Here is a 20722-nt window from a genome sequence, read left to right on the forward strand (position 1 = left end):
AAGGTTAGTCCGCTCCATTCAGTAACAGGCCAGCGCAGGTCAAGCTGCTCGGCTTCCGGTCCGCTCCCGTCCGTGATGCCAATAGGGTGTAAAATGCCAACAACCCCATTCATGCCCGGGACCAGATTATTCCCGCCCCCTGAAACCTTCCGCGGCGAGCCTCCGTACAGGTCGGGGTACGCCCGGTTGGGGCGTGGCGCGGCGCCTCGCCCCGGCGCCCGGAGAGTTGCGCCCATAGGCCACTAATCAAAGAAATTAATTCGATAAATCAGGAACTTGTGACGTATTTCCCTTCTTGCTCCACTGTGCGAAAGGGAAATTCTACCCTGTAAAGGAGATACCGAATGAAGATCACCACCCTCGCGCTCACCGCCTCGGTCCTCGGAAGCCTCGCGCTTGGAACTGGCGCCGCCTCGGCCGCCCCGATGGGCCCGAACGGCCTTCAGGCCGGCCCGGCAGGCATCACGCAGGTCCGCATGACGCACAGCGAGCGCATGATGATGAAGAAGCGCATGATGCATAAGAAGATGATGAAGCGCCGGATGATGAAGCGGAAGATGATGATGAACCGCATGTAAGCGGCCATCCCGAACGCGGCGGCCCGACCCTCGGTCCGGTCGCCGCGCCCCTCGGTCCTCAGGACGAGCCGCCCTTGTGCCCCGCACCTACCTGACGCGCTCCGCCCCCGACACCGGAGAGGTCGAGCATCGGCGCTGGATGTTCAGGCACCCCGCCGTCATCCGGATCACCCACTGGGTCAACGCCCTGTGCCTGCTCGTCTTGCTGATGAGCGGCCTGCAGATCTTCAACGCCCACCCGGCCCTGTACTGGGGCAAGGTCTCGACCTTCGATCACCCGCTGCTGTCGATGACCTCGACTGACGACGACCCGCCCAAGGGCGTCACGACCTTGCTAGGCCACAGCCTCGACACCACCGGCTGGCTAGGCTCCTCGCCCGGCGCTGACGGCGAGCCGGCCGACCGCGGCTTCCCCTCCTGGCTGACGCTTCCCAGCGATCAGGACCTCACGGGAGGGCGCTCCTGGCACCTCTTCTTCGCCTGGGCCTTCGTCCTGAACGGCGCCCTGTACCTCCTGTACGGGCTGCTGAGCGGCCAGCTTCGCTTTCGCGTCGTCCCGCAGCGCGACCAGGTCCGGCATTTCGCCGCCTCGGTGTGGGAGCACGTGACCCTGCGTTTCCCGCAAGGCGACGAGGCCAAGCGCTACAACGTCATCCAGAAGCTAACCTACGCCATCGTGCTGTTCGTGCTCTTGCCGATGCAGGTTCTGGCCGGGCTGGCGATGTCTCCAGCCATGGACGCGGCGTTCCCGTTCCTCCTGACCCTGTTCGACGGGCGGCAGTCGGCCCGCACGGTCCATTTCGTCGTGGCGGCCCTGCTGGTTCTGTTCGTGGTCGTCCACGTTGCCTTGGTCGTGCTCTCGGGGTTCTGGAACAACATGCGCGGCATGCTCACCGGCTGGTTCGTGATTGAGCGCAAGGTCGAGCCCGCATCGGCGGACCGCGCGGGAGACCGGGCATGACCCGGAAGCCCAGCCGACGCTCCCTCCTGCTCGGCGCCACCGCCGCGGCCGGAGCAGCGATGCTCGGAGGCTGCGACCGCCTCGGCGAGGCCGACTGGTTCCGGCGCACGCTCAAGGCCGGCGAGGACGCGAACCTGTTCGTGCAGCGGCTGCTCCTCACGGAGCGAACGCTCGCGCCCGAGTACGCCGAGGCCGACATCTCGCCGTGGTTCAAGCCGAACGGCACCGAGGATCCGCCGGACCGGGCCTACAAGGCGCTGGAGCGGCGCAAGTTCGCGGACTACCGGCTGGAGGTGTGCGGCCTCGTCGAGACCCCGCTGAAGCTTTCCCTGGCCGAGTTGCGCAAGCTCCCTTCCCGGACGCAGATCACCCGGCATGACTGCGTTGAGGGATGGAGCTGCATCGGCAAGTGGACCGGCGTGCCACTGTCCGAGATCCTGGACCGGGCACGGCTGAAACCGCAGGCGCGCTACGTCGTGTTCCGTTGCGCCGACACGATGGACCAGGGCGAGGACGATGGCGCCGAGGGTGACGGGACGGAGGACGCCTCGTCCGGCGGCAACGCCAACCCCGCGATGACGAAGCAATCGGGCGGGGGTGAGGACAAGCGGGATTCCGGAGGCCAGCAGGCCGCCGAGGGAAGCTCCACTGGCAACGACGCGCCCATTCGCTACTACGAGAGCATCGACCTCGTGGACGCCTTCCATCCCCAGACCATCCTCGCCTACGAGCTGAACGGGAAGACCCTGCCCGTGGCGAACGGCGCTCCCCTGCGGCTGCGCCTCGAACGCAACCTCGGCTACAAGCAAGCCAAGTACGTGATGCGCATCGAGGTGGTGGAGAGCTTCGCCGACATCGGCGAGGGCAAGGGCGGATACTGGGAAGACCAGGGCTACGCTTGGTACGCGGGAATCTGACCCGCTGCGGCGATCAGGGGTCGGCGCATGCGCGGGAGACTAACTCTCGGCGATGAGATCCTTGATGCGGGTGGCAAGGGTTTCCAGCACGGACGGCTTGGTCAGGACCTGCATACCGGGGCGCAGGTAACCGTTCCCGAGCATGGCATTTTTTTGCGTAGCCGGTGATGAACAGCACCTTGAGATCTGGGCGACGCTCGCAGCCGGCATCGGCCATCTGGCGCCCGTTCATACCCCCTGGCAGACCGACGTCGGTGACCAGCAGGTCGATGCGCACGTCCGACTGCAGCACCTTGAGGCCGGCGACGCTGTCGGCCGCCTCGATGGCGGTATAGCCGAGATCCTCCAGCACCTCGGTAACCAGCATCCGCACCGAGGGCTCGTCGTCGACGATGAGCACCGTCTCGCCCTGGCCCGCCTGTTCCACCTCGGCGAGCCTGCGCACGACCTCGTCCTCGTCGGCCTCGCCGTAGTGCCGCGGCAGGTACAGGCAGACGGTCGAGCCCTCGCCGACCTCGGAGTAGATGCGCACCTGCCCGCCGGACTGCTTGGCGAAGCCGTAGACCATGGACAGGCCGAGGCCCGTGCCCTCGCCGGTGGGCTTCGTCGTGAAGAACGGCTCGAACACCTTGCCGATCAGGTCCGGGGCCATGCCGGTGCCGGTGTCGGTCACGCAGACGCCCAGGTACTGGCCGGGCGCGAGGTCGTGCTGGCGGCCGCCGGCCTCGTCGATCCAACGGTTGGCGGTCTCGATGGTGATGCGGTGATGTCGGACGGCGGCATGGCACTCGCAGGACGCGGCTTCCGCGCGTGCACGGTCCGGCAGCGTCAGGCGCCGGTGGCCGATCTCGATCAAACCCTCCCGATGTATGCGCCCGAGCACTTCCGTAAGGTAGGCGCGGCGCACCCGAGCATGTCGGCTAGGATCTCACGGGACACCGGTAAGTCGGGCGTGCCGAGGCGGTCCTGCCGGGTCAGGAGCCAGCGCAGGCAGCGTCGCTCGATGGTATGGGCGGCGTTGCAGGCGACCGACTGCAGCACCTGCGCCAGCAGGCAGTCGGCGTAGCGCACGAACAGGTCGCGGATGGCCTTCGAGGCCTGCTTGGCCTCGGACAGGCGCGCGGCGTCGATCCGGACGACCGGGCCGCCGACCTGGACCGCCTGCCCGAACGCCGGCAGGTATCCATGCCTGACGACGCCGCGCATGGCGCCTTCGCGACCGACCGTGGCGGTCTCGACGGACTTCCCGTCCATGAGCGGCACAACCAGGATGACGACGCAGCCGTGAGCCGGAAAGGTGACGTGGCTGACGTCGTCGCCGGCACGGAACAGGACGTCGCCCCGTTCGACCTCGCGCCGCTCGGCGTGCAGAGCCGGCAGGTTGCGGTCGTCGGCATCGAGGGCTTCGAGCAGCAAGTTGCCGTCGATGAAGGGCGGATGTTCACGGGGGGATGGTCGCAGCGCTGGTCGTCGGGTTGCGAACTAGCGGATTTCCTGGCGCGAAGAAGTCCGATACCTGACGAGTGGAGCCAAAGTCGTCCAAGGAGGCGCGACTTTTTCCCGGGGCGACGGACGTTTCGTCACCTCCGAAAGGCCAGGGGCGTTGGAGGAGTTCAGGAAGTCGATGCGGCGGAGGCGGGGACCTGTCTGGCCATGAGCGGTGCAGGCAGACGGAACCGGAAGGTCGTGCCACGGTCGACGGCGCTCGTCACGGTCAGCACGGCGCCCTGTCGCTCGACCAGGTCCCGACACAGCAGCAGGCCGAGCCCGCTTCCCCGCTCGCCAGCCGTGCCGTTCGTGGTGGTCCGCCTGTCCAGCCGGAACAGGTCGTCGACCTTGCCTGGCGGCATGCCGACCCCGGTGTCCGTAACGGAGATCTCGACGTCGTCCCAATCCTGGCGGCCCGTGACGGAAATGGTCCCGCCGGGCAGCGTGAACTTGACGGCATTGCCGACGAGATTGCGCAACACCGTGGTCAGCATGTCCCGCTGTGCGCGAACGATGATCCCGCCACAGGAAACCTCGATCTTCAAACCCTTGTCCGAGGCGGCCTCCGCCGCGCCGCGCACCACCTCACTGGTCACGGCGTCGAGGTCGACGTCGGTCAGGGTGACCGCCATCGTGTCCATCTGCAGGCTCGCCCAGGAGAACAGGCTTTCCAGCAGGGCGTAGGCTTGCGTCGCCGCCTCGTGGATGCCCTTCGCTCGCCGTTCGATGGAGGCGGGGTCGCGGGCCGCGACAGCCTTGCCCAGCACCTCCGACAGCCCGAGGAGGGCCTGGAACGGGTTGCGCAGGTCGTGGGCGATGATCGAGAACAAGAGGGACTTCTGCCGGTTCAGCGTGTCGAGTTCGAGGGATTTCGCCTCGGCCTCCCGCCGCGCGGCGGCAAGCTCCGCCTGAAAGGCCCGCCTCGCTTCGGCGTAGCGGATAGCCCTGGCTAGGCCGGACGGCGTGACCTCGGCCTTGTCGAGGTAATCCAGCGCGCCGGCCCGCATCAGCCGTGTCGCGAGCTCCGGGTCGGCCTCGCCGGTCAGCATCAGCACCGCCCGCGCATCGCCTTCCGCCGCGAGCAGGGTCTTGAGCAGTGCGAAGGTATCAATACCCGGAAGGCGGTAGTCGAGCAGGACGCAGTCGAAGGCCATCTCGGCGGCGAGGCGCTGGCCTTCCTCGCCACCCGACGCCTCGGTCAGCGTATGCTTGAGCCCGGACTTGCGCAGCGCCCGGCGCACGGCCGCACGGTCGACCGCATCGTCGTCGATCAGCAGGATGCGGGTCGGATTCGTCACGGGTCGACTATGCAGGAAACTCGACGACCTTCCAGTAGTGCTCCAGCAGCGCCACCGCCTCCATGAAGGTGTTGGCCGGGTCCCGCTTCACGATGTAGCCGGCGACGTTGTGGCCGTAGGCACGCATCCGGTCCTCGTCGGCCTTCGACGTGGTGATCATGAACACCACCGCCGAGCGCAGGTCCTCGTCGGCGCGCACCGCCTCCAGGAACTCGATGCCGTTCATGCGCGGCATGTTCAGGTCGAGCAGGACCAGGTGCGGCTTGGGCAGGCGCTCGCGCCCGTTCTGGCCGCGCAGGATCTCCAGGGCCTCGATGCCGTCGCGGGCGACCGTGATCGGGTTGCCGATCTTGCTCTTTTTGAACGCCCGCTTCAGCCCCTGCACGTCGACCTCGTCGTCGTCGACCAGCAGGATGTTAACCGTCGATCCCATCCGCCCGTCCCTTCCGGCCGTCGAGCGGCCACGTGAAATGCACCGCCAGCCCGCGCCCGTCCGGCCCGTCGGCGAGCCAGACCTTCCCGCCCTGACGGTCTACCAGCTTGCGCACGATGGCGAGCCCCATGCCGCTGCCCTCGACCTCGTCGCGGGGCTTGAGCGTCTGGAACATGCCGAACACGCGCTCGCGGAACTGTTCGGGAATGCCGGGGCCGTCGTCTGTCACGACGAACTCGACCACGTCCCCTGCCGGCCTCGCCTCGACCCGGATGTGCCCCTCGGCCGGCCGGTCGTGGTGCTTGATGGCGTTGCCGATGAGGTTCTGCAAGGCCTGGGTCAGCGGTGCACGCGCCGCCTGTAACGTCGGGAGGGACGCATCTGCCGTGATGGCGAAGCCTTCTGGAGGGCTTACCAGCACGGCGAGCTCATCGACGAGGGACTTCGTGTCCACCGTGTCCATCGTCGCATCAGCCCGCCCGGCCCGTGAGTAGGCCAGGAGGTCGTCAAGCAGGCTGTCCAGCCGGCGCACACGGCTTTTCAGCAACTCCATGTTTGTCTGGACGTCGCCGGTCAGCGAGCCTTCCAGGTCCTCCTCGATCCACCCGACAAGGTTCTCGATGCCGCGCAGGGGCGCCTTCAGGTCGTGGGAGGCGACGTAGGCGAACTGCTCCAGTTCCTCGTTCGAGCGGCGCAGGTCGATGGCGTGACGGGCGAGGCGGCGCTCCAAGCCCTTGCGCTCGGTGATGTCGGTGTTGGTGCCGAACCAGCGCAGGATGGCGCCGTCCGGACCGCGGTAGGGTGCGGCCAGCGACAGGAACCAACGGTACTCGCCGTCGGTGCCGCGCAGCGGGAAAGTGTCCTTCCACGGCTCGCCGGTGCGGAACGCCTCGCTGATGAGCGCAACGACGCGCTCGACATGGTCGGGATGGTGGACGTCGCGCCAGCCCCAGCCGCGCATCTGCTCGATGGTGGTGCCGGTGTAGTCGTACCAGCGCCGATTGTACCAGATGATGTCGCCGTTCGGCTCGGCGACCCAGGCCATCTGCGGCAGCGCGTCGGCGAGCGCCCGGAAGTCGTCCGCAGTCAGGTTCGCGGCTCGCTCCACGCAAGCTCTCCTTGGTCGATAGATTGGCGGGGAAGATGACGCCCGCCCACTTCGGTATAGGCGTGACGCCCCATGCCGTGACAAAGCGGTGGCGGCAAGGCCTGTCGTAGCGTGATTGAATTGACTAGCCGTGGTCGCGTCGACATCTCCGCGGCAGCGGGCCCGGCTCACTTGGACCGCGAAGCGACGTGGATCGGGATGCACGACGGGGAATACGGTTCGATGCGCCGCTTGCTGGACGAGGCAGTCGGGCGTGAGTTTCATGCCGAAGCCCTGGTGGACCTGGCGGTATGCAGGCCCGGGGACATCCACGTTCCAACCTTGTGCGTACTGGTTCGCAGCCAGCGCATCCGCGCCATGGAGTTGCGCGGTAATGCGGCCGCCCTGCTTCGACCGCGAGGCGTCGGCGGAATCCCGGTCATGGCTGAGGGACGCCCGTCGCTCGCGGGGCAGGCAACGCTGGGTCAGCTCCCGCGCAGCCTCGGCAGGTCGCGGCTTGGGTGTCGGGGATGACCGACCTGCCGAGCGCATCGCTCGTCGATGAGCACCGTAGCCGCCCCCCGTTCGGTCGGTCACGGAGAGGCGGCACACAACTCAGCTGCGGGCGTCGCCGTCCCGCATCTGGCCTGTCGGCTCCTGGACGTGGGCTTCGAGGAACCACAGTTGCTTGTCGACGGCGCGGGACACTTCCGTGAACAGGTCGGCGGTGTCGGGGTCTCCCGCCTCATCGGTCTCGTCGATGTTCTCGCGCACGGCGTTGGCGTACACGGCATAGCTGTCTATCAGCGCGGCGATATGGTCAGCGATGGCATAGATGCCGGTCGGGTAGGCGGGGAGCTTGGTCGATCCCGCCACGACCTGCGCCGTTCCCAGGGCCGTACCGCCGAGCTGAACCGCCCGCTCCGCTACCTTGTCGTTGAGGTCGCTGATCTCGGCACGGAAGCCGTCCAGCATCAGGTGGATGCCGATGAACTGCGGTCCCTTCAGGTTCCAATGGGCCTGCTTGATCGCGAGGGCGAGGTCGATGCCGTCGGCCAGCCGTGCGTTCAGCGCCTCGATGGAAACCCTTTTGGCGTTGGAATTGGTGTTGTTGCGGGTCTGGTGAGTACGCGGGGTGCTGCTCGTCGCCATGCCTGTGCTCCACTGTGTCGAGGCGGCAATAGTGGAGCGTAAAGGAGGTTCCCCCAGTCGGACACCGCCCTGCAGGTTTGCAGGCCTGCATCGTCCAGGGTGCATCGGTTCGACGCGGGGTCGTTGCACCAGTTGAAGTGGTCGTTCGGTCCAGGCGCACGCAAACGTCAAGCTTGTGCTCCCCCCGGGGAGGATCAAGGGAACGGAACTCCCGTCAAAAGGCGGACTTCTCAACTACCGGTCCTGCCGGGCCCCCGGGTGGACCTCCCAAGGATTAACGGAACCGTAGAGATGGATCTCGGCATCAGCGGACGGGTCGCAGTCGTGACGGGGGCCAAGTCGGGCATGGGCCGCTCGACCGCCGAACACCTTCTGCGCGAGGGCGTCCACGTCGTCCTGACTGACAAGGAAGGTCCCGAGCTGCAGGCGACGACCAACGAACTGGCGGCGCTGGGCCAGGTTCGCGCCGTTGAGGCGGACCTGAGCACGGCCAAGGGGATCGACGTGCTCGCCGCCTTCGCCAACATGGCCTTCGACGACAAGCCCACCATCCTCGTCTGCGCCGCAGGCATCACCGGGGCGTCGGGGGACTTCCTCGAATTGACCGACGACGACTGGCTTGAGGCAATTCAAACTGATCTCATGGCCGGAGTGCGCGCGACCAGGGCGTTCATCCCACACATGCGCAAGGCCGGCTGGGGCCGGGTCGTGCTGTTCTCCTCCGAGGACGCCGTGCAGCCCTACGTCGAGGAACTGCCGTATGCCGCGGCCAAAGCGGGCGTCCTGAACCTCGCTAAGGGACTGTCCAAGGCCTACGGGCCTGACGGCGTACTCGTGAACGCGGTCGGGCCGGCCTTCATCGCCACGCCGATGACCGACGCCCAGATGGAAAAGAAGGCGAGGGAGAAGGGCATCTCCTTCGACGAGGCGGTCCAGGTGACGCTGGACGAGGAGCGCCCCGGCATCGTCGCCAAGCGCCGCGGACGCGCGGAGGAAGTCGCCGCCGCAGTCACGTTCCTCTGTTCGGAACACGCCAGCTTCATCACCGGTGAGTTCCTACGGGTCGACGGTGGCTCGGTCATGACCATGGGAGCTTGAGGCGCTGATAAGCCTGTCTCGTACCGGACGAAGTCGCTGCAGCTCCGAGACGACCTGAGCCGTCAGCCCGGTTAGGACTGCCTTTCGGCGATCCTGCGGCCGGCTACGGGAAGCGGCTGGTAGAGTCAGGTCCCACGCGTCGTGCGGTGGGCTGGGGCTGGTCTCAGAGCAAGCACCTGCTTCACATGCCCTTGTCCGTATGGAAGGCAAGCTGCGGCACCGGCGAGGTGTTGTGCAGCCGGCGGCAGCACGGACGACCTCTCCGGTGCGAACGGTCTGGCCGTTTGCCGTTCCGGTCTCGACTTCTCGGTTTAGGATTGGGCCAGCGACCTTCCGGATACTTCCGCGTTGTCCCTCGCTGTCGAGCGTAGGGCAAGGCGATGGGAAACGACATTGAATCCGGCGAAGTCCCGCCGGTGACCGAGGACATCGGCCTGCCGACGCCTCCCAGCCCCGGTCGGTTGCCCCCGCCGCACCTGCCTCCGCCCGATCCGAACCAGGGCGGGAGGGGTCAAGAAGGCGACGAACCTGCACCAACTGCTGGTGGCAAGGCGTGACAGGCCGTCCGATTGCCCGGCCCACCATCACGGGCGATAGCCGCCGCATGTGGCCACTCCTATCGATCTTCCGCTCGCCCGCTCCCGGCGGCGACTTCCGCCGCCGAGGAACGAGCCCTTGCCGGAATGCCCGCCGCGCCGCGATAGCGGGGTCCGACCCGGCGTGATCGACCCGTTCCAGTTCCTCCCCTCCGGCGGTGTCACCGGCGCCGAGATCCGTAAGCGCGAATGGTCGAGCACTTCGCTCGGACTGCCCGGGACCTGGTCGCCGGCGCTCAAGGGCACGCTGGCGCAGATGCTCGCGTGCCCCACGGCGATGTTTCTCGCTTGGGGGCCCGATCTCCTGTGCTTCTTCAACGACGCGTACCGGCCGATCCTTGGCTACCGCGGGGACACGGCGCTGGGACGTCCTTTCCGGGAGGTCTGGGCCAGCATCTGGGACGAGATCGGCCCGCTCGTCGCCACGACGCTGGCCGGCGAGGGCACAACCGTCACCGACATGCCGCTCGACCTCTCGCGCGACGGCAGGCCGGAGCGGGGTTGGTGGTCCTTCACCTACTCGCCCGCCTTCGACGAGGACGGTCGGATCGCGGGCCTGTTCTGCGTCACCGCGGAGACGACCGCCCGCGTCGTCGGCGAGGCGGCGCTCCGGGAGAGCGAGGACCACTACCGGCACACGGTCGAGCTGAACCCGCAGGTGCCCTGGACCTGCGACCCGGAAGGGAACGTCACCTCGTTCTCGAATCGGTGGCTGACCCTGACCGGCCAGGGGCCGCGCGAGCCCTACGGGTCCGGCTGGATCAAGGCGGTCCATCCCGAAGACATCCCGTCGACGGTCACGGTCTTCACGGCCTGCCTCGCCTCGGGCGACACGGTCGACGTCGATTACCGCCTGCGCATGGGCTCGACAGGCGAGTACCGCTGGATGCGCGCCCGCGCCCAGCCGCGCCGGGACGGGACCGGTGCCATCGTCTCCTGGTACGGCGTCGTCGAGGACATCCACGACCGCAAGCTCGCCGAGCGCGACCTGCGCGAGCTCAACGCGCACCTGGAGCGTCGCATCGAGGAGGCGCTCGCCCAGCGCAAGCTCTGGGCGGACGTGTTCGAGATCACCGACGCCCTCGTCTGCGCCCTCGACCCGGAGTTCCGGCTGCTCGCCCTCAACCGGGCCTACGCCGACGAGTTCGAGGCCATCTACGGCATCCGGCCCCAGGTCGGCGACGACCTGATCGGCCTGCTCTCGCACGCCCCCGACCAGCAGGCCCAGGCGCGGGCCGTCTGGTCCCGGGCGCTGACGGACGATGCCTTCACGCTGGTCGAGGAGTTCGGCGACCCCGACCGCAAGCGGCCCTACTACGAACTCGCCTTCACCCCGCTGCGCGACGCGGACGGCCGACGCATCGGCGCCTTCCAGTACGCGACCGACGTGACCCAGCGGCTGCGCGACCTGGAGCAGCTCGCCAAGGCAGAGGAAGCCCTGCGCCAAGCCCAGAAGATGGAGGCCGTCGGGCAGTTGACCGGCGGCGTCGCCCACGACTTCAACAACCTGCTGACGATCATCCGCTCGTCTATGGACCTGCTGCGCAAGCCCGACCTGCCGGAGGAGCGGCGGCGGCGCTACATGGACGCGGTGTCCGACACCGTCGACCGGGCCGCCAAGCTCACGGGCCAGCTCCTCGCCTTCGCCCGCCGTCAGTCGTTGATGCCCGAGACGTTCGACGTCGGCGCGCGCATCGCCTCGACCGCCGACATGCTGTCATCGGTCACCGGGGCCCGCATCCGGGTCGTCGTCGAGGTCCCGACGGCGACCTGCCACGTCTTCGCCGACCCGACCCAGTTCGACACGGCGCTGATTAACATGGCGGTCAACGCCCGGGACGCGATGGACGGCGAGGGCACGCTGACGCTGCGGCTCGAATGCCGGCGGAGCCTGCCCGAGATCCGCGGGCACGCCGGCACGCGCGGGCCGTTCGTCGCGGTCTCCGTCATCGACCAGGGTACGGGCATCCCCCCGGCGACGCTCCCCCACATCTTCGAGCCGTTCTTCACCACCAAGGGCATCGGCAAGGGGACCGGCCTCGGACTCAGCCAGGTCATCGGCTTCGCCAAGCAGTCCGGCGGCGACGTCGACGTCGCCAGCGTCCCTGGCCGCGAAACGGCCTTCACCCTGTACCTGCCCCAAGCCGACGCCCCCGCCGCCGAGGCACCGGACACGCAAACGGCGGCGTCCGATGGCCGGGCGCTGCGCATCCTCGTCGTCGAGGACAACCTCGATGTCGGGCGGACCTGCACGCAGATCCTGGAGGAGCTCGGGCATTCCACGGTCTGGGCAAGGAACGGCGAGGAGGCCCTCTCCGAGATCGAGCGCGACCCGGACCGGTTCGACGCGGTGTTCTCCGACGTGGTGATGCCGGGGATGGGCGGCATCGCGATGGCCCACCGCATCCGGGCGATGCTGCCGGACCTGCCCATCATCCTCACGTCCGGCTACAGCGACGTGATGGCCCGGGAGGGCACGCACGGCTTCGACCTCGTGCGCAAGCCCTACTCGGCCGCGCAAGTCGCCGAGGCCTTCCGGGCGGTACCGGGACGGTCGGAGACCGGCCCGCGATAGGCCCGGGTGAAGCGACGCCCCGGGAGGGCGCAGCTTTCGCGCTCAGGCGGCGAAGCCACGGATGGCGGAGATGACCTTGTTCTCCCGAAAGGGCTTGTCGCAGAACACGCCCCGCGCCGGGATGGCGTCGAGGTCCGGTGCCAGGGCGCCCGTCAGGACCAGCTCGATGGGCGGCCACCGGTCGCGGATCATCGCCACCAGCTTCAGCCCCGTGGTCGAGCCGCGAACGTCGAGGTCCGCGAACACGACCCGGATGTCCGTCCGCCCCTCCAGGGTGCGGACCGCCGCCTCGGCGGTGCGGACAACGACGGCCTCGCATCCCGCCTCCTCGACGAAGTCCCTCATGATCCCCGCCAGGATCGGCTCGTCCTGGAGCACCAGCACGACCGGCTTCGGGTTCGCTCCGTCCGGCTGTCTCGCTGTCATAGACGCTGCACCTCGACCAGCGGCGCACGCATCGCCGCCACGAGCCCCTCGGTATGATAGGTCACGTCGACCTCGCCCGTTCCCACCAGGCCGGTCCGGATCAGGCGCGATCCGAAGCCGCGCCGCGTCGGGGCCACCACGGGAGGGCCGCCGTGCTCGCGCCACCGCAGCACCAACCCCGGCTCTCCCGCATCGCCGTCGATCCACCACCGCACCTTGACCTCGCCCTCCTCGCCGGACAAGCTGCCGTACTTGGCCGCGTTGGTCGCCAGTTCATGGAGGAGCAGCGACGCCGACAGCGCGGCACTGGGGCCGAGCGCCACGTCGGGGCCATCGAGCGTGAAGCGGCGCGCCTCGGCCGCGGTGCCCAGAACCTCCCGGCAGACGCTTCGCAGGTCGGCGGCCGTCCAGTCCTTGCGCAGCAACAGGTCGTGGGCCGAGGCCAGCGCCTGGATGCGCTTCTCGAAAGCCTCGACCGGTCCGCGCTCCGACACGGAGCGCAGCGTCTGGTGCGCGATGCTCACGACCATCGCCATCGTGTTCTTGAGGCGGTGGGAGAGTTCGTGGTTCAGCAGGTCCTGCCGCTCTTCCGCGCGCCGCCGCTCGACGGCCTGGCGGGTCAGCTCTGCGATCTGGCGGATGAACGCGACCTCCGGTTCCCCCCAGGAGCGCGGACGGTCGTCGTTCACGTACAGCACCGCCACCGTCCGGCCCTTCTCGACGATGGGCACGTTGACCAGCGTTCGCGCGGAGACCGCCTCCAAGGTCGCGGCGGAAGCGGCGGTTCGCGGGTCCTCGCGCACGTCGCCGATGACGACCGTCCGCCCCTGCCGGAGGTCCTCGGCGTAGAGGCCGTAATCGTCCATGCGGTAGCGGCCGGCGAGCGTCGGGAAGTCGGGAGCGGTCCAGTCCTCCTCGACCACGAAGCCCTCGCCGTCGGGGCCGACGGTGCCGTAGCCCACCCGACCGACTCCGAGCACACGCCCGAGGATGGCGGAGGCCGCCATCGCGATCGCGTCGGTGCCGATGGCGCTCCGCAGCCGCTCCCCGAACTCCAGGAGGCCGCTGCGCCGGGCATCGGCCTGCACTCGCTCCGTCACCTCCATGAAGATCACGCCGAAGCGCCCGCTCCCGAGCGGGAAGGCCCGGCCCTCGTACCACCGCGCCAGGGTGCCGACCTGCCGGACGAACGTTACGGGCTCCCCGGTCTCGACCACGTCGGCGAACTCGTCGACCCAGGCGTCCTCCACGCCGGGGATCACCTCGCGGACCGTGCGGCCGACGACGTCGGCCGGGGCGATGCCGACGAGACGGCCCCAGGCGGAGTTGACGTCGACATAGCGCCAATCCGTGATGCGCCCGGTCGTGTCGCGCACGACCTCACCGACGACGAAGCCTTCGCTCAGGCGCTCGAACAGGCCGCGCCAATGGGCCTCGCTCGTCGCGAGGCGCTCCTCGAACGACCGCCGCTCGGTGATGTCGCGCGACACGGACAGGATCCGCTCCGGCCGCCCGTCGGGGCCGAAGATCGGCGTCACCTGGACGTCCCACCACTTGGCGTTACCGAGGAAGGTGTCCGCGCGCCCCTGGAAGTGACCGATCCGCCCGTCCCGGGCCGCTGCCAGCGCCGCGAGCGCATCGGCGTTCCCCCGGCCCTGCCAGAAGCTCGGCCATGGGCAGCCCTTGATGTGATTGAAGTCGCTGACCTCCATCACCTTCCGGCCGCCCTCGCTCATGAAGGTCAGGCCGCCGTCGAGGTCGAGCACCTTGATGCAGTCGGCGGACGACGCCAGGACGCTGCGCATGAACTCGGCGTCGGCCTGTTCCTTCGTGGCGGCGTTGCGCTCCTGCGTGCGGTCGCTGAACGCCTTGACGAAACCCTGGTGCGTCCCGTCGAGCCCCCGCAGCGAGGTCATGTCGCCGACCGCGTAGAACCGGCCGCCGTCCTTGCGCAGATGCCAGCGCATGTCCTCGGCATGCCCCTCGTCGAGGACGAGAGCCATCTCTTCCCGGGCTCGACCCGTCGCCCTATCCTCGGGCGTGAAGATCCGCTCGATGGTCTGCCCGCGCATCTCTTCGGCATTCCAGCCCAGGATGCGTTCCGCCCCGACGTTCCAGTCGGTCACCTTGCCCGCGGCATCCGTGACGACGATGGCCATCTCGCTCGCACTGTCGAAGATCGCGCGCTGGCGCGCCTCGCTCTCGGCGAGACGGCGCCGGTTGCGGTGCGCCTCGGTGACGTCGATCTGGCTGCCGAAGCGGTAGCGCAGGCGGCCCTCGCCGTCGAAGACGGGTCCGATGAACAGGGCGTTGACGAAGGGCGTGCCGTCCCGGCGATGGTTGGTGATCTCGATGGTGAGGTCGCGGTTGTCGCGCAACGCCGCGCGGATCTCGTCGACGTGGTTGGGCTCGGTGGCCGGACCCTGGAGGAACCGGCAGTTGCGACCGACGACCTCGTCGATCCCGTAATCCGTGAGGTCGAGGAAGGCGCGGTTGGTGAAGACGATGGGGTCGTCGTCCTGGTTGGGATCCGTGAGGATCATCGGCAGGCCGGTCTTGTCGACGGCGGAGAACAGCACGTCGGCATCAGATACAGGAGAGTGGTCACGCCGGCTGAACGCTTCTGCGCCGTGAGCGGTCCGCTCGCCTCGCTCCGCCCGAAGGCGCAGGACCTCTGCCTCAAGTTCCTCGCGCGAGAGGCCATGCAGATCGTTGTTCATTTAAAACTACGCCCGCCCCCCGGCGAATAATGTCGTCCTTTGAGCGCGCTGATAGCGAAGGGCCATCGCAACGTCACTGCGGCGTTCGGTTCAGCGCTTTACGATGGCTCTCTGATCCACGTCGGAGTTGCCATGTGGCCCGCGGATGGCTGCTTTTGGGATGCTCCGGTGGACACCCGCACCACCGTGTTGGGTCGATAGAGGTTGGTCCGCTTGTCCGGCGTGGCCTCTCCGAAGCAGACCGACGGCTTTTGGCGAGACTACGCCATAGCGGATCGCCGGGCGCGCGAAACCTGTCGTTCGGCTTTGCGGCGAGTGCCGGAAGTCAGATGAAGCCGGCAGCCTCCCGGAAGCAGATGGAGTGGATGGCTCCCGCTCCGACTGACGGCATGTCGGTGCCAAGATGTGGTTGCTACCGAATCCGCAGCCACGCAGGTGCAGGAGCCATCCCCATGGAGATCACCACTGTCGGCATCCATCTGGCCAAGAGCATCTTTCAGGTTCATGCCGTCGATGCAGCTGACAGCGTCGCGGCCGCGTGCGCAGGCGCCATCATGCTGACCGGCGATAATGCCCGCACGGCCCAGGCCGTCGCCAGCGCGCTCGGCATCGGGGCCCGGGCCGAGCTCCTGCCGGAGGACGAGCTGCGCATCGTGCGCGAGCTCCAGGGCGCGGGCGCCGTCGTGGCGAAGGTCGGCGATGACATCAACGACGCCCCGGCGCTGGCGGCCGCCGATGTCGGGATCGCATGGGTGGCGGCACGGACGTCGCGTAGGAGACCACCGATGCCGCGATCCTGCACGGACGGGCCGCGGACGTGGCCCGCATGGTCGCGCTCGCCCGTTAGACGCTCGGCAACATCCGGGCGGATATCGCCATCGGCCTGAAGCTGGTTTTCCTGGTGACGACCATCGTCGGCATAACCGGCCTGTTGCCGGCGATCCTGGCCGACACCGGGGCGACCGTTCCGGTGACGGGCAACGCTCTGCAGCTTCTGCGCGCACGAATCTGACCGGCGGCCCACCCGGAGCTGCCATCCATGGCCCCCATGCGACCAGGGCGCCTCGCTGACCAGGCGCCGGCATCATCGGCGGGGACTGTCCATGGTCGCGCCAGCCGCGGCGCTGTGGGCCGGCAGCCCGGCGGCCTACGAACCGCGCGGAGCGAACAGGTTGAGGGTACCGCCGGGCAGGCACACCAAGCCGCGGGTTACGTCACACCGGTCTCGGCGATGGCCCTCGAAGACGCGGAGCCGGAAGATGGCCGCAACGATGCAGAAGCCGCCGTAGGCCGCGTCGGCGCGGCCGGCGGCCTCGCCTTCCACAGGCGTGAGCAAGTAGGCCAGCAGCGCCAGCGAGATCAGCCGGGCGCGAGCCACCATGGCGCTTTGTCGAGCCGAAGCCTACGCCCCGCTCGATATCACGAACCCTCGGAAGGGCTTGAAGTCAAAAATCTTGCGTGAGGAAACTCTTGGCATAGTGGCGCGGAACTCTGCGCGCGAAAGCATATTCCGGGGCCGGGGGCGTTGGCAGGATCCACGGAATCGACGCGTCCCAGTGCATGATGCATTCGGAAGGTTCATGCCGGGCTTGAATCCCACGGGTCCGCGGCATGGCTCAAACCGTCTGCGGGACCGCCGCCGCCGGACGGGATGACCCGCCTGCGGGTCTCCTCCTTCGCCGCGGCGACCCGCAGGCCGACCTCGGCGAGGTTTTCCAGGCGCAACTGGACCCGCTCCGGCGGCAGGTCGATCAGGTCCAGGTTGTGGCGCTTGATGAAGTAGAAGGCCATCGACAGACGCACCTCCACCTCCCTGGCGCCGTCGACCATCCCGTAGTCGCGCTCGATCGCCCGGCGCTGGTCGTCCGTCAGCCCGGGATGCGGCAGCACCCTCAAGGTGATCGTCGTGTGCCACTCGACGTCGTCGGCGGGCTCGTAGCTGGCGGCCTCCGCCCCCCCGAACTCGTCGATCCGGCTCAGGACGAAGTCCCGGAAATCCTTGTGGTCGCAAGCCCAGGCGCGCACGTGCCACCGCGCACCGTCGAAGGCGAGCGCGTGCGGCGCGATGACCCGCCAACGCGAGTTCGTCAGCGACTGGTAGCGGATCCGCAGGGCGCTGCGCGACCGCATCGCGCCGAGGATCAGCCGGAGGCACTCCGGATCCACGTGCCTCGCGACGTCCGGCGCCATGTCGATCGCCGGCAAGGTCTTGAACCACACGACGTCCCGGGGGAGGGCCCCGGACATCAGCGCCCGGAGCTGCAGCAGGAGCCTGTCCGCCGACGGCACGAGGAACCGGGGCCGGATCGCGGCGCCGGGCACGAACGACTTCGCCGTGGAGTCGTACTCGACGTTGCCCTCCGCCAGGCCGCGGTAATTCTTGAGGTCGACCGAGGCCTGCGGCGTCGAGATGTCGAAGGCCGCCTCCAGGTCGCTGCGGTTGAGCTGCCCTTCCCAGAACAGCTTCCATTCCATGAACTCGTATCGGACGTTCCTCGCCCAGACGCGCCGCTCCGGCTCGGCCATGTCTACCCCTCCGCTCACTTGACGGGTATAGCAACAATACCCATCTATGGACTAGACGGGTCGCCGATTCTCGCGCGGCGACCGACGGAAGGATGCCGGCGACCGGCGCGAGGCGGCGTCATCCGGACATAGGTGACACAGGCGGCGAGGCGAAAGGAGCGGCGATGCAGGACGGAAACAAGCAGGATCGGATCCAGCACGATGCGGCGGACATCGTCGAGGCGGCGACCGACATCGAGCGGCAGCGCGCGATCGAGTTGGACGCCCGTTCGGAGACGGCGCGGATCGACGCCGAGATGGCCGAGCTCGCGCGCCGTCGCGTCATCCAGGAGGACGCCGCCACGAAGGCGCACGCGGCGATCGCCGCCGACGAGCGGCGGATCGCCGAGGACGACCGCGACATTCGCGATGCCCTGAACGGCGGCGATTGCCCGCCCGCCCATGGCGGTCAGCCCGTGCCGCCGGCCGCTCCCCCCGCGCCCGGCCCCGGGAACCCGCCGGTGGTCCCCCCGCGTCGCGTCGGATGAGCGTGCCGGCTCCCATGGCCCGGTCGGGCGGCCCCGTCGGCGGCGACACGCCGTGCGGGGCGGCCTGGCCGGACCGTTTCACCTGGGAGCTCGCCCGGCTGCGCGAGCGGGGGCGCGTGACCGGCGCCGGCCGCGAGACCGCGCCGCCCGGATTCCTGGTCGTCCGATACGAGTGGGACCATCGGGGCCGCACGCTTCCGCTGGCGATCATCTACCCGCCCGGCTTTCCCCTGACGCGACCCGAGATCCGGATGCTGCGGGTCGAGGATCGCCCGCGCAACCACTGCAACCCGGTGAACGGCAACCTCTGTTTCCTGGCGCACGACCGGCATGCCTGGCAGCCGGAGACGTCGGTCGCATCCTACATCGAGGATCGGCTGCCGATGATCCTGGACGGCACCCCCGACGGCGAGCCGGTGGCCGAGCCCATGGAGGATTGGTGGGCGGCGCTCGCCGTGCCGGGCTCGGCCTTCGTGATCGAGTCGGGATGGGAATTGGGCACCCATACCTGCGGCACGTTGGCCTTGCGGGTCGGGGTGGTGCCCGGCCGCCCCCCCGCGCTGCGAGCGTTCGTGGAAGGGGTCCTGGACGGCGGCGGCGGCGAGATCGCCCGGAACGCCGGTCCGCTTCCCCTGGAGTTCTCCGCAGCGCGTTCGATCCGTGTCCCGTGGCGACTGCTCGACGAGGAACCCCAGCCGGACGAATACGAACGCGTGTTCGGCGCCGTGTCGCCCGGCACCGGCACGACAGGGCTGATCCCGCTCGCCGACAGTCTGCGCGCCCGCATCGCGGCCGTGGCGTGCAGGACCGAGATCACGCACGGCGAGCGCGGCCTGTCCTGGATCCTCCTGGTCCGCACGGGCAGCCGGCGGGCGTTCGAGCACGGCCGCGCGGACCAGATCCATTCCGGCACGGCCCGGACGTTGCGGGCGGGGTTGGACGACCGCCGCTCACGCTCCCCGTCCGCAGGCGTCATCGCGGGGAAGCGGATCGCGATCGTCGGCCTCGGCGCCGTCGGCGCCCCGGTCGCCCTCGACCTAGCGCGCAACGGGGCGCGTTCGATCGCGATGGCCGACTTGGACATCGTCACGCCGGGCAATGCCGTGCGCTGGCCGCTCGGCGAGTCGGCATGGGGACGCTTCAAGGTCGACGCCCTCGCCGACTTCATCGCGGCCAACCATGCGGCCACGCGGACGGCGGTCGCCCGAATGCCGATCGGCAACCTCGACTTCCGGACGGCCGAGGGGGAGGGGGGCGAGTTCGTCGCCGCCCTCAACCAGGCCGATCTCGTCGTCGACTGCAGCACCTCGTTCGAGGTCGAGCGGCTCCTCGCCCGACATGCCGGGAGCATGGGTGCGCCGCTGATTTCCGCCTACGGCACGGCGGCGTTCACCGGCGGCGTCGTGGCATGTTTCGCGCCCGGGGGTGGCTGCCCGAACTGCCTGCTCCACCAATACGGGTCCGGCGCCATCGCGCGGCCGTCCGGCGAGCGGGGGGACGCGCACGCGGTTCGGTTGCCCGGTTGCGCCGACGCGACCTTCTCCGGAGCCTCGCACGACCTGGGCGAGCTGTCGATGCACGCGGTGCGCGTCGCGGTCCGAACCCTCCGCGCGGCGCCGGCGACGTCGTTCGTCGAGACATTGAACTTCGTCGGCGAGGACCGGAGGCCCGCCTGGCGCTTCGATCCATTCGAACGCCATCCGGCCTGCGCCTGCGGTTGACCCGTCTCGCCATCCCCCAACGCCTTCTCGAACTTTGCGTCGCGGCGGCCGACGCGGCCCTGCCGCACGAGGAGGGCGGGATCCTGCTCGGATCGCGGGACGGCCGCGGCGACCGGTTCGTACGCCACGTCATCGGGTCCGGGCCCGGCGCGCGCCGGGCCCGGACCTGGCTCGAAGTCGACCACGACTGGCAGAATCGCCGGATCCGCGATCTCGCGGACCGTGGCGGCGACGTGGCGTTCCTGGCGGACTGGCATTCCCATCCGGACGCCACGGACGCCGCGTTGAGCCGGTTGGACGTCGCGACCCTGGCGAAGCTGGCTGGCTTCACCCCCTTGGGTTGTCCCGACCCGGCCATGATGATCCTGTTCCGCGGGGCGGACGGTTGGCGCGCCGGAGCCTGGAGGCTGGCACCCGGCGCCCGGCGGCCAAGGGGCGTCGCCCCCGTCGGGGTCGAGGTCGTCGACGAGGTGACGCCGTAGCGGGCCATGGCGATCCGGGTCCTCCGCGCCGGCCGGGGTCGCGGTGAGGGACGCCGTGTCCGCCTTGGCCGCCCGGATCTTCGGCCGGCCGCGCAGGCCGGGCCGGCTCCGCTGCCGGCTCCCGACGTCAGGCGACG

General features: G+C 69.0%; 18 protein-coding genes and 1 pseudogene. 9 read left to right on the forward strand and 10 right to left on the reverse strand.

The features are described 5' to 3' along the window. Nucleotides 1-344: 344 nt before the first annotated feature. From J3A75_RS31465 to J3A75_RS31475, 3 genes are all read left to right on the forward strand, one after another. Complete coding sequence (locus J3A75_RS31465; protein ID WP_043074859.1) at nt 345-578, forward strand: hypothetical protein; 234 nt, start codon at nt 345-347, stop codon at nt 576-578. A 76-nt stretch (nt 579-654) separates the two neighbouring features. Next, nucleotides 655-1539 (forward strand): cytochrome b/b6 domain-containing protein, encoded by an 885-nt coding sequence (locus J3A75_RS31470; RefSeq protein ID WP_236961835.1) that lies wholly within the window; start codon nt 655-657, stop codon nt 1537-1539. Further along, entirely contained in the window at nt 1536-2456 is a 921-nt protein-coding gene (locus tag J3A75_RS31475) for a molybdopterin-binding protein (protein WP_043074860.1), read from the forward strand. The genes J3A75_RS31470 and J3A75_RS31475 overlap by 4 nt, the downstream gene beginning before the upstream one ends. 39 nt (nt 2457-2495) lie before the next feature. Here J3A75_RS31475 and J3A75_RS31480 read toward each other — a convergent pair. From J3A75_RS31480 to dps, 6 genes and pseudogenes are all read right to left on the reverse strand, one after another. Further along, nucleotides 2496-3219 (reverse strand): annotated as a pseudogene (locus J3A75_RS31480) (response regulator); the annotation flags it as partial. 89 nt (nt 3220-3308) lie between these two features. Further along, the gene (locus tag J3A75_RS31485; protein ID WP_071000265.1) at nt 3309-3872 is read right to left on the reverse strand and encodes a Crp/Fnr family transcriptional regulator; all 564 of its coding nucleotides are present in this window, start codon (nt 3870-3872) and stop codon (nt 3309-3311) included. Between the two features lie 197 nt (nt 3873-4069). Further along, entirely contained in the window at nt 4070-5242 is a 1173-nt protein-coding gene (locus tag J3A75_RS31490; RefSeq protein WP_071000266.1) for a hybrid sensor histidine kinase/response regulator, read from the reverse strand. Nucleotides 5243-5249: 7 nt separating this feature from the next. Further along, nucleotides 5250-5675, reverse strand: a complete 426-nt coding sequence (locus J3A75_RS31495; protein ID WP_043074862.1) for a response regulator — start codon at nt 5673-5675, stop codon at nt 5250-5252. Beyond that, nucleotides 5659-6783 carry a sensor histidine kinase gene (locus tag J3A75_RS31500; protein ID WP_043074863.1) on the reverse strand — a complete coding sequence of 375 codons (1125 nt, stop codon included), beginning with the start codon at nt 6781-6783 and terminating at the stop codon, nt 5659-5661. The genes J3A75_RS31495 and J3A75_RS31500 overlap by 17 nt, the downstream gene beginning before the upstream one ends. Nucleotides 6784-7377: 594 nt before the next feature. Then, nucleotides 7378-7914, reverse strand: coding sequence for a DNA starvation/stationary phase protection protein Dps (gene dps / locus J3A75_RS31505; RefSeq protein ID WP_043074865.1), 537 nt, complete (start codon nt 7912-7914; stop codon nt 7378-7380). Nucleotides 7915-8205: 291 nt separating this feature from the next. Between dps and J3A75_RS31510 the strand changes: the two genes are divergently transcribed. Both J3A75_RS31510 and J3A75_RS31515 read left to right on the forward strand, forming a co-directional pair. Beyond that, nucleotides 8206-9012 (forward strand): SDR family NAD(P)-dependent oxidoreductase, encoded by an 807-nt coding sequence (locus J3A75_RS31510; RefSeq protein ID WP_071000267.1) that lies wholly within the window; start codon nt 8206-8208, stop codon nt 9010-9012. 720 nt (nt 9013-9732) lie between these two features. Continuing rightward, nucleotides 9733-12183 (forward strand): PAS domain-containing protein, encoded by a 2451-nt coding sequence (locus J3A75_RS31515; protein ID WP_043074866.1) that lies wholly within the window; start codon nt 9733-9735, stop codon nt 12181-12183. Nucleotides 12184-12225: 42 nt separating this feature from the next. On the opposite strand, the gene J3A75_RS31520 is transcribed toward J3A75_RS31515, so the two are convergent. Both J3A75_RS31520 and J3A75_RS31525 read right to left on the reverse strand, forming a co-directional pair. After that, on the reverse strand, nt 12226-12609 hold the full coding sequence (locus tag J3A75_RS31520) for a response regulator (protein WP_043074867.1): 384 nt from the start codon (nt 12607-12609) through the stop codon (nt 12226-12228). Beyond that, nucleotides 12606-15188, reverse strand: coding sequence for a PAS domain S-box protein (locus J3A75_RS31525; protein WP_052516963.1), 2583 nt, complete (start codon nt 15186-15188; stop codon nt 12606-12608). The genes J3A75_RS31520 and J3A75_RS31525 overlap by 4 nt, the downstream gene beginning before the upstream one ends. A 593-nt stretch (nt 15189-15781) precedes the next feature. Here J3A75_RS31525 and J3A75_RS36740 point away from each other — a divergent pair. Continuing rightward, nucleotides 15782-16216: an HAD-IC family P-type ATPase gene (locus J3A75_RS36740; RefSeq protein WP_043074868.1), complete on the forward strand. Its 435-nt coding sequence runs from the start codon at nt 15782-15784 to the stop codon at nt 16214-16216. 260 nt (nt 16217-16476) lie between these two features. Here the strand turns inward: J3A75_RS36740 and J3A75_RS31535 are convergent, their stop codons facing one another. Further along, nucleotides 16477-16710, reverse strand: a complete 234-nt coding sequence (locus J3A75_RS31535; protein WP_052516965.1) for a hypothetical protein — start codon at nt 16708-16710, stop codon at nt 16477-16479. Nucleotides 16711-16907: 197 nt separating this feature from the next. Then, nucleotides 16908-17855, reverse strand: a complete 948-nt coding sequence (locus J3A75_RS31540; protein WP_071000268.1) for a transcriptional regulator — start codon at nt 17853-17855, stop codon at nt 16908-16910. Between the two features lie 92 nt (nt 17856-17947). Here J3A75_RS31540 and J3A75_RS31545 point away from each other — a divergent pair, with 92 nt between their 5' ends. Genes J3A75_RS31545 through J3A75_RS31555 form a run of 3 tightly spaced genes read left to right on the forward strand, consistent with a single transcriptional unit; the run spans nt 17948 to nt 20585 of the window. Next, entirely contained in the window at nt 17948-18382 is a 435-nt protein-coding gene (locus tag J3A75_RS31545; RefSeq protein WP_127992122.1) for a hypothetical protein, read from the forward strand. Between the two features lie 2 nt (nt 18383-18384). Then, nucleotides 18385-20103 carry a ThiF family adenylyltransferase gene (locus tag J3A75_RS31550; protein ID WP_159392778.1) on the forward strand — a complete coding sequence of 573 codons (1719 nt, stop codon included), beginning with the start codon at nt 18385-18387 and terminating at the stop codon, nt 20101-20103. After that, the gene (locus tag J3A75_RS31555) at nt 20100-20585 is read left to right on the forward strand and encodes a Mov34/MPN/PAD-1 family protein (RefSeq protein ID WP_071000270.1); all 486 of its coding nucleotides are present in this window, start codon (nt 20100-20102) and stop codon (nt 20583-20585) included. Before J3A75_RS31550 ends, J3A75_RS31555 begins: the two co-directional genes overlap by 4 nt. Nucleotides 20586-20722: the final 137 nt, after the last annotated feature.

The sequence above is a fragment of the Methylobacterium sp. PvP105 genome (genome assembly GCF_017876975.1).
Classification (GTDB): Bacteria; Pseudomonadota; Alphaproteobacteria; order Rhizobiales; family Beijerinckiaceae; genus Methylobacterium; species Methylobacterium radiotolerans.

Bases quoted from the DNA above. Each gene is read 5' to 3' on its own strand.
- J3A75_RS31465 (WP_043074859.1), top strand. From the start codon at position 345: ATGAAGATCACCACCCTCGCGCTCACCGCCTCGGTCCTCGGAAGCCTC.
- J3A75_RS31475 (WP_043074860.1), top strand. From the start codon at position 1,536: ATGACCCGGAAGCCCAGCCGACGCTCCCTCCTGCTCGGCGCCACCGCC.
- J3A75_RS31495 (WP_043074862.1), bottom strand. From the start codon at position 5,675: ATGGGATCGACGGTTAACATCCTGCTGGTCGACGACGACGAGGTCGAC.
- dps (WP_043074865.1), bottom strand. From the start codon at position 7,914: ATGGCGACGAGCAGCACCCCGCGTACTCACCAGACCCGCAACAACACC.
- J3A75_RS31510 (WP_071000267.1), top strand. From the start codon at position 8,206: ATGGATCTCGGCATCAGCGGACGGGTCGCAGTCGTGACGGGGGCCAAG.
- J3A75_RS31520 (WP_043074867.1), bottom strand. From the start codon at position 12,609: ATGACAGCGAGACAGCCGGACGGAGCGAACCCGAAGCCGGTCGTGCTG.
- J3A75_RS36740 (WP_043074868.1), top strand. From the start codon at position 15,782: ATGGAGATCACCACTGTCGGCATCCATCTGGCCAAGAGCATCTTTCAG.
- J3A75_RS31535 (WP_052516965.1), bottom strand. From the start codon at position 16,710: ATGGTGGCTCGCGCCCGGCTGATCTCGCTGGCGCTGCTGGCCTACTTG.
- J3A75_RS31540 (WP_071000268.1), bottom strand. From the start codon at position 17,855: ATGGCCGAGCCGGAGCGGCGCGTCTGGGCGAGGAACGTCCGATACGAG.
- J3A75_RS31545 (WP_127992122.1), top strand. From the start codon at position 17,948: ATGCCGGCGACCGGCGCGAGGCGGCGTCATCCGGACATAGGTGACACA.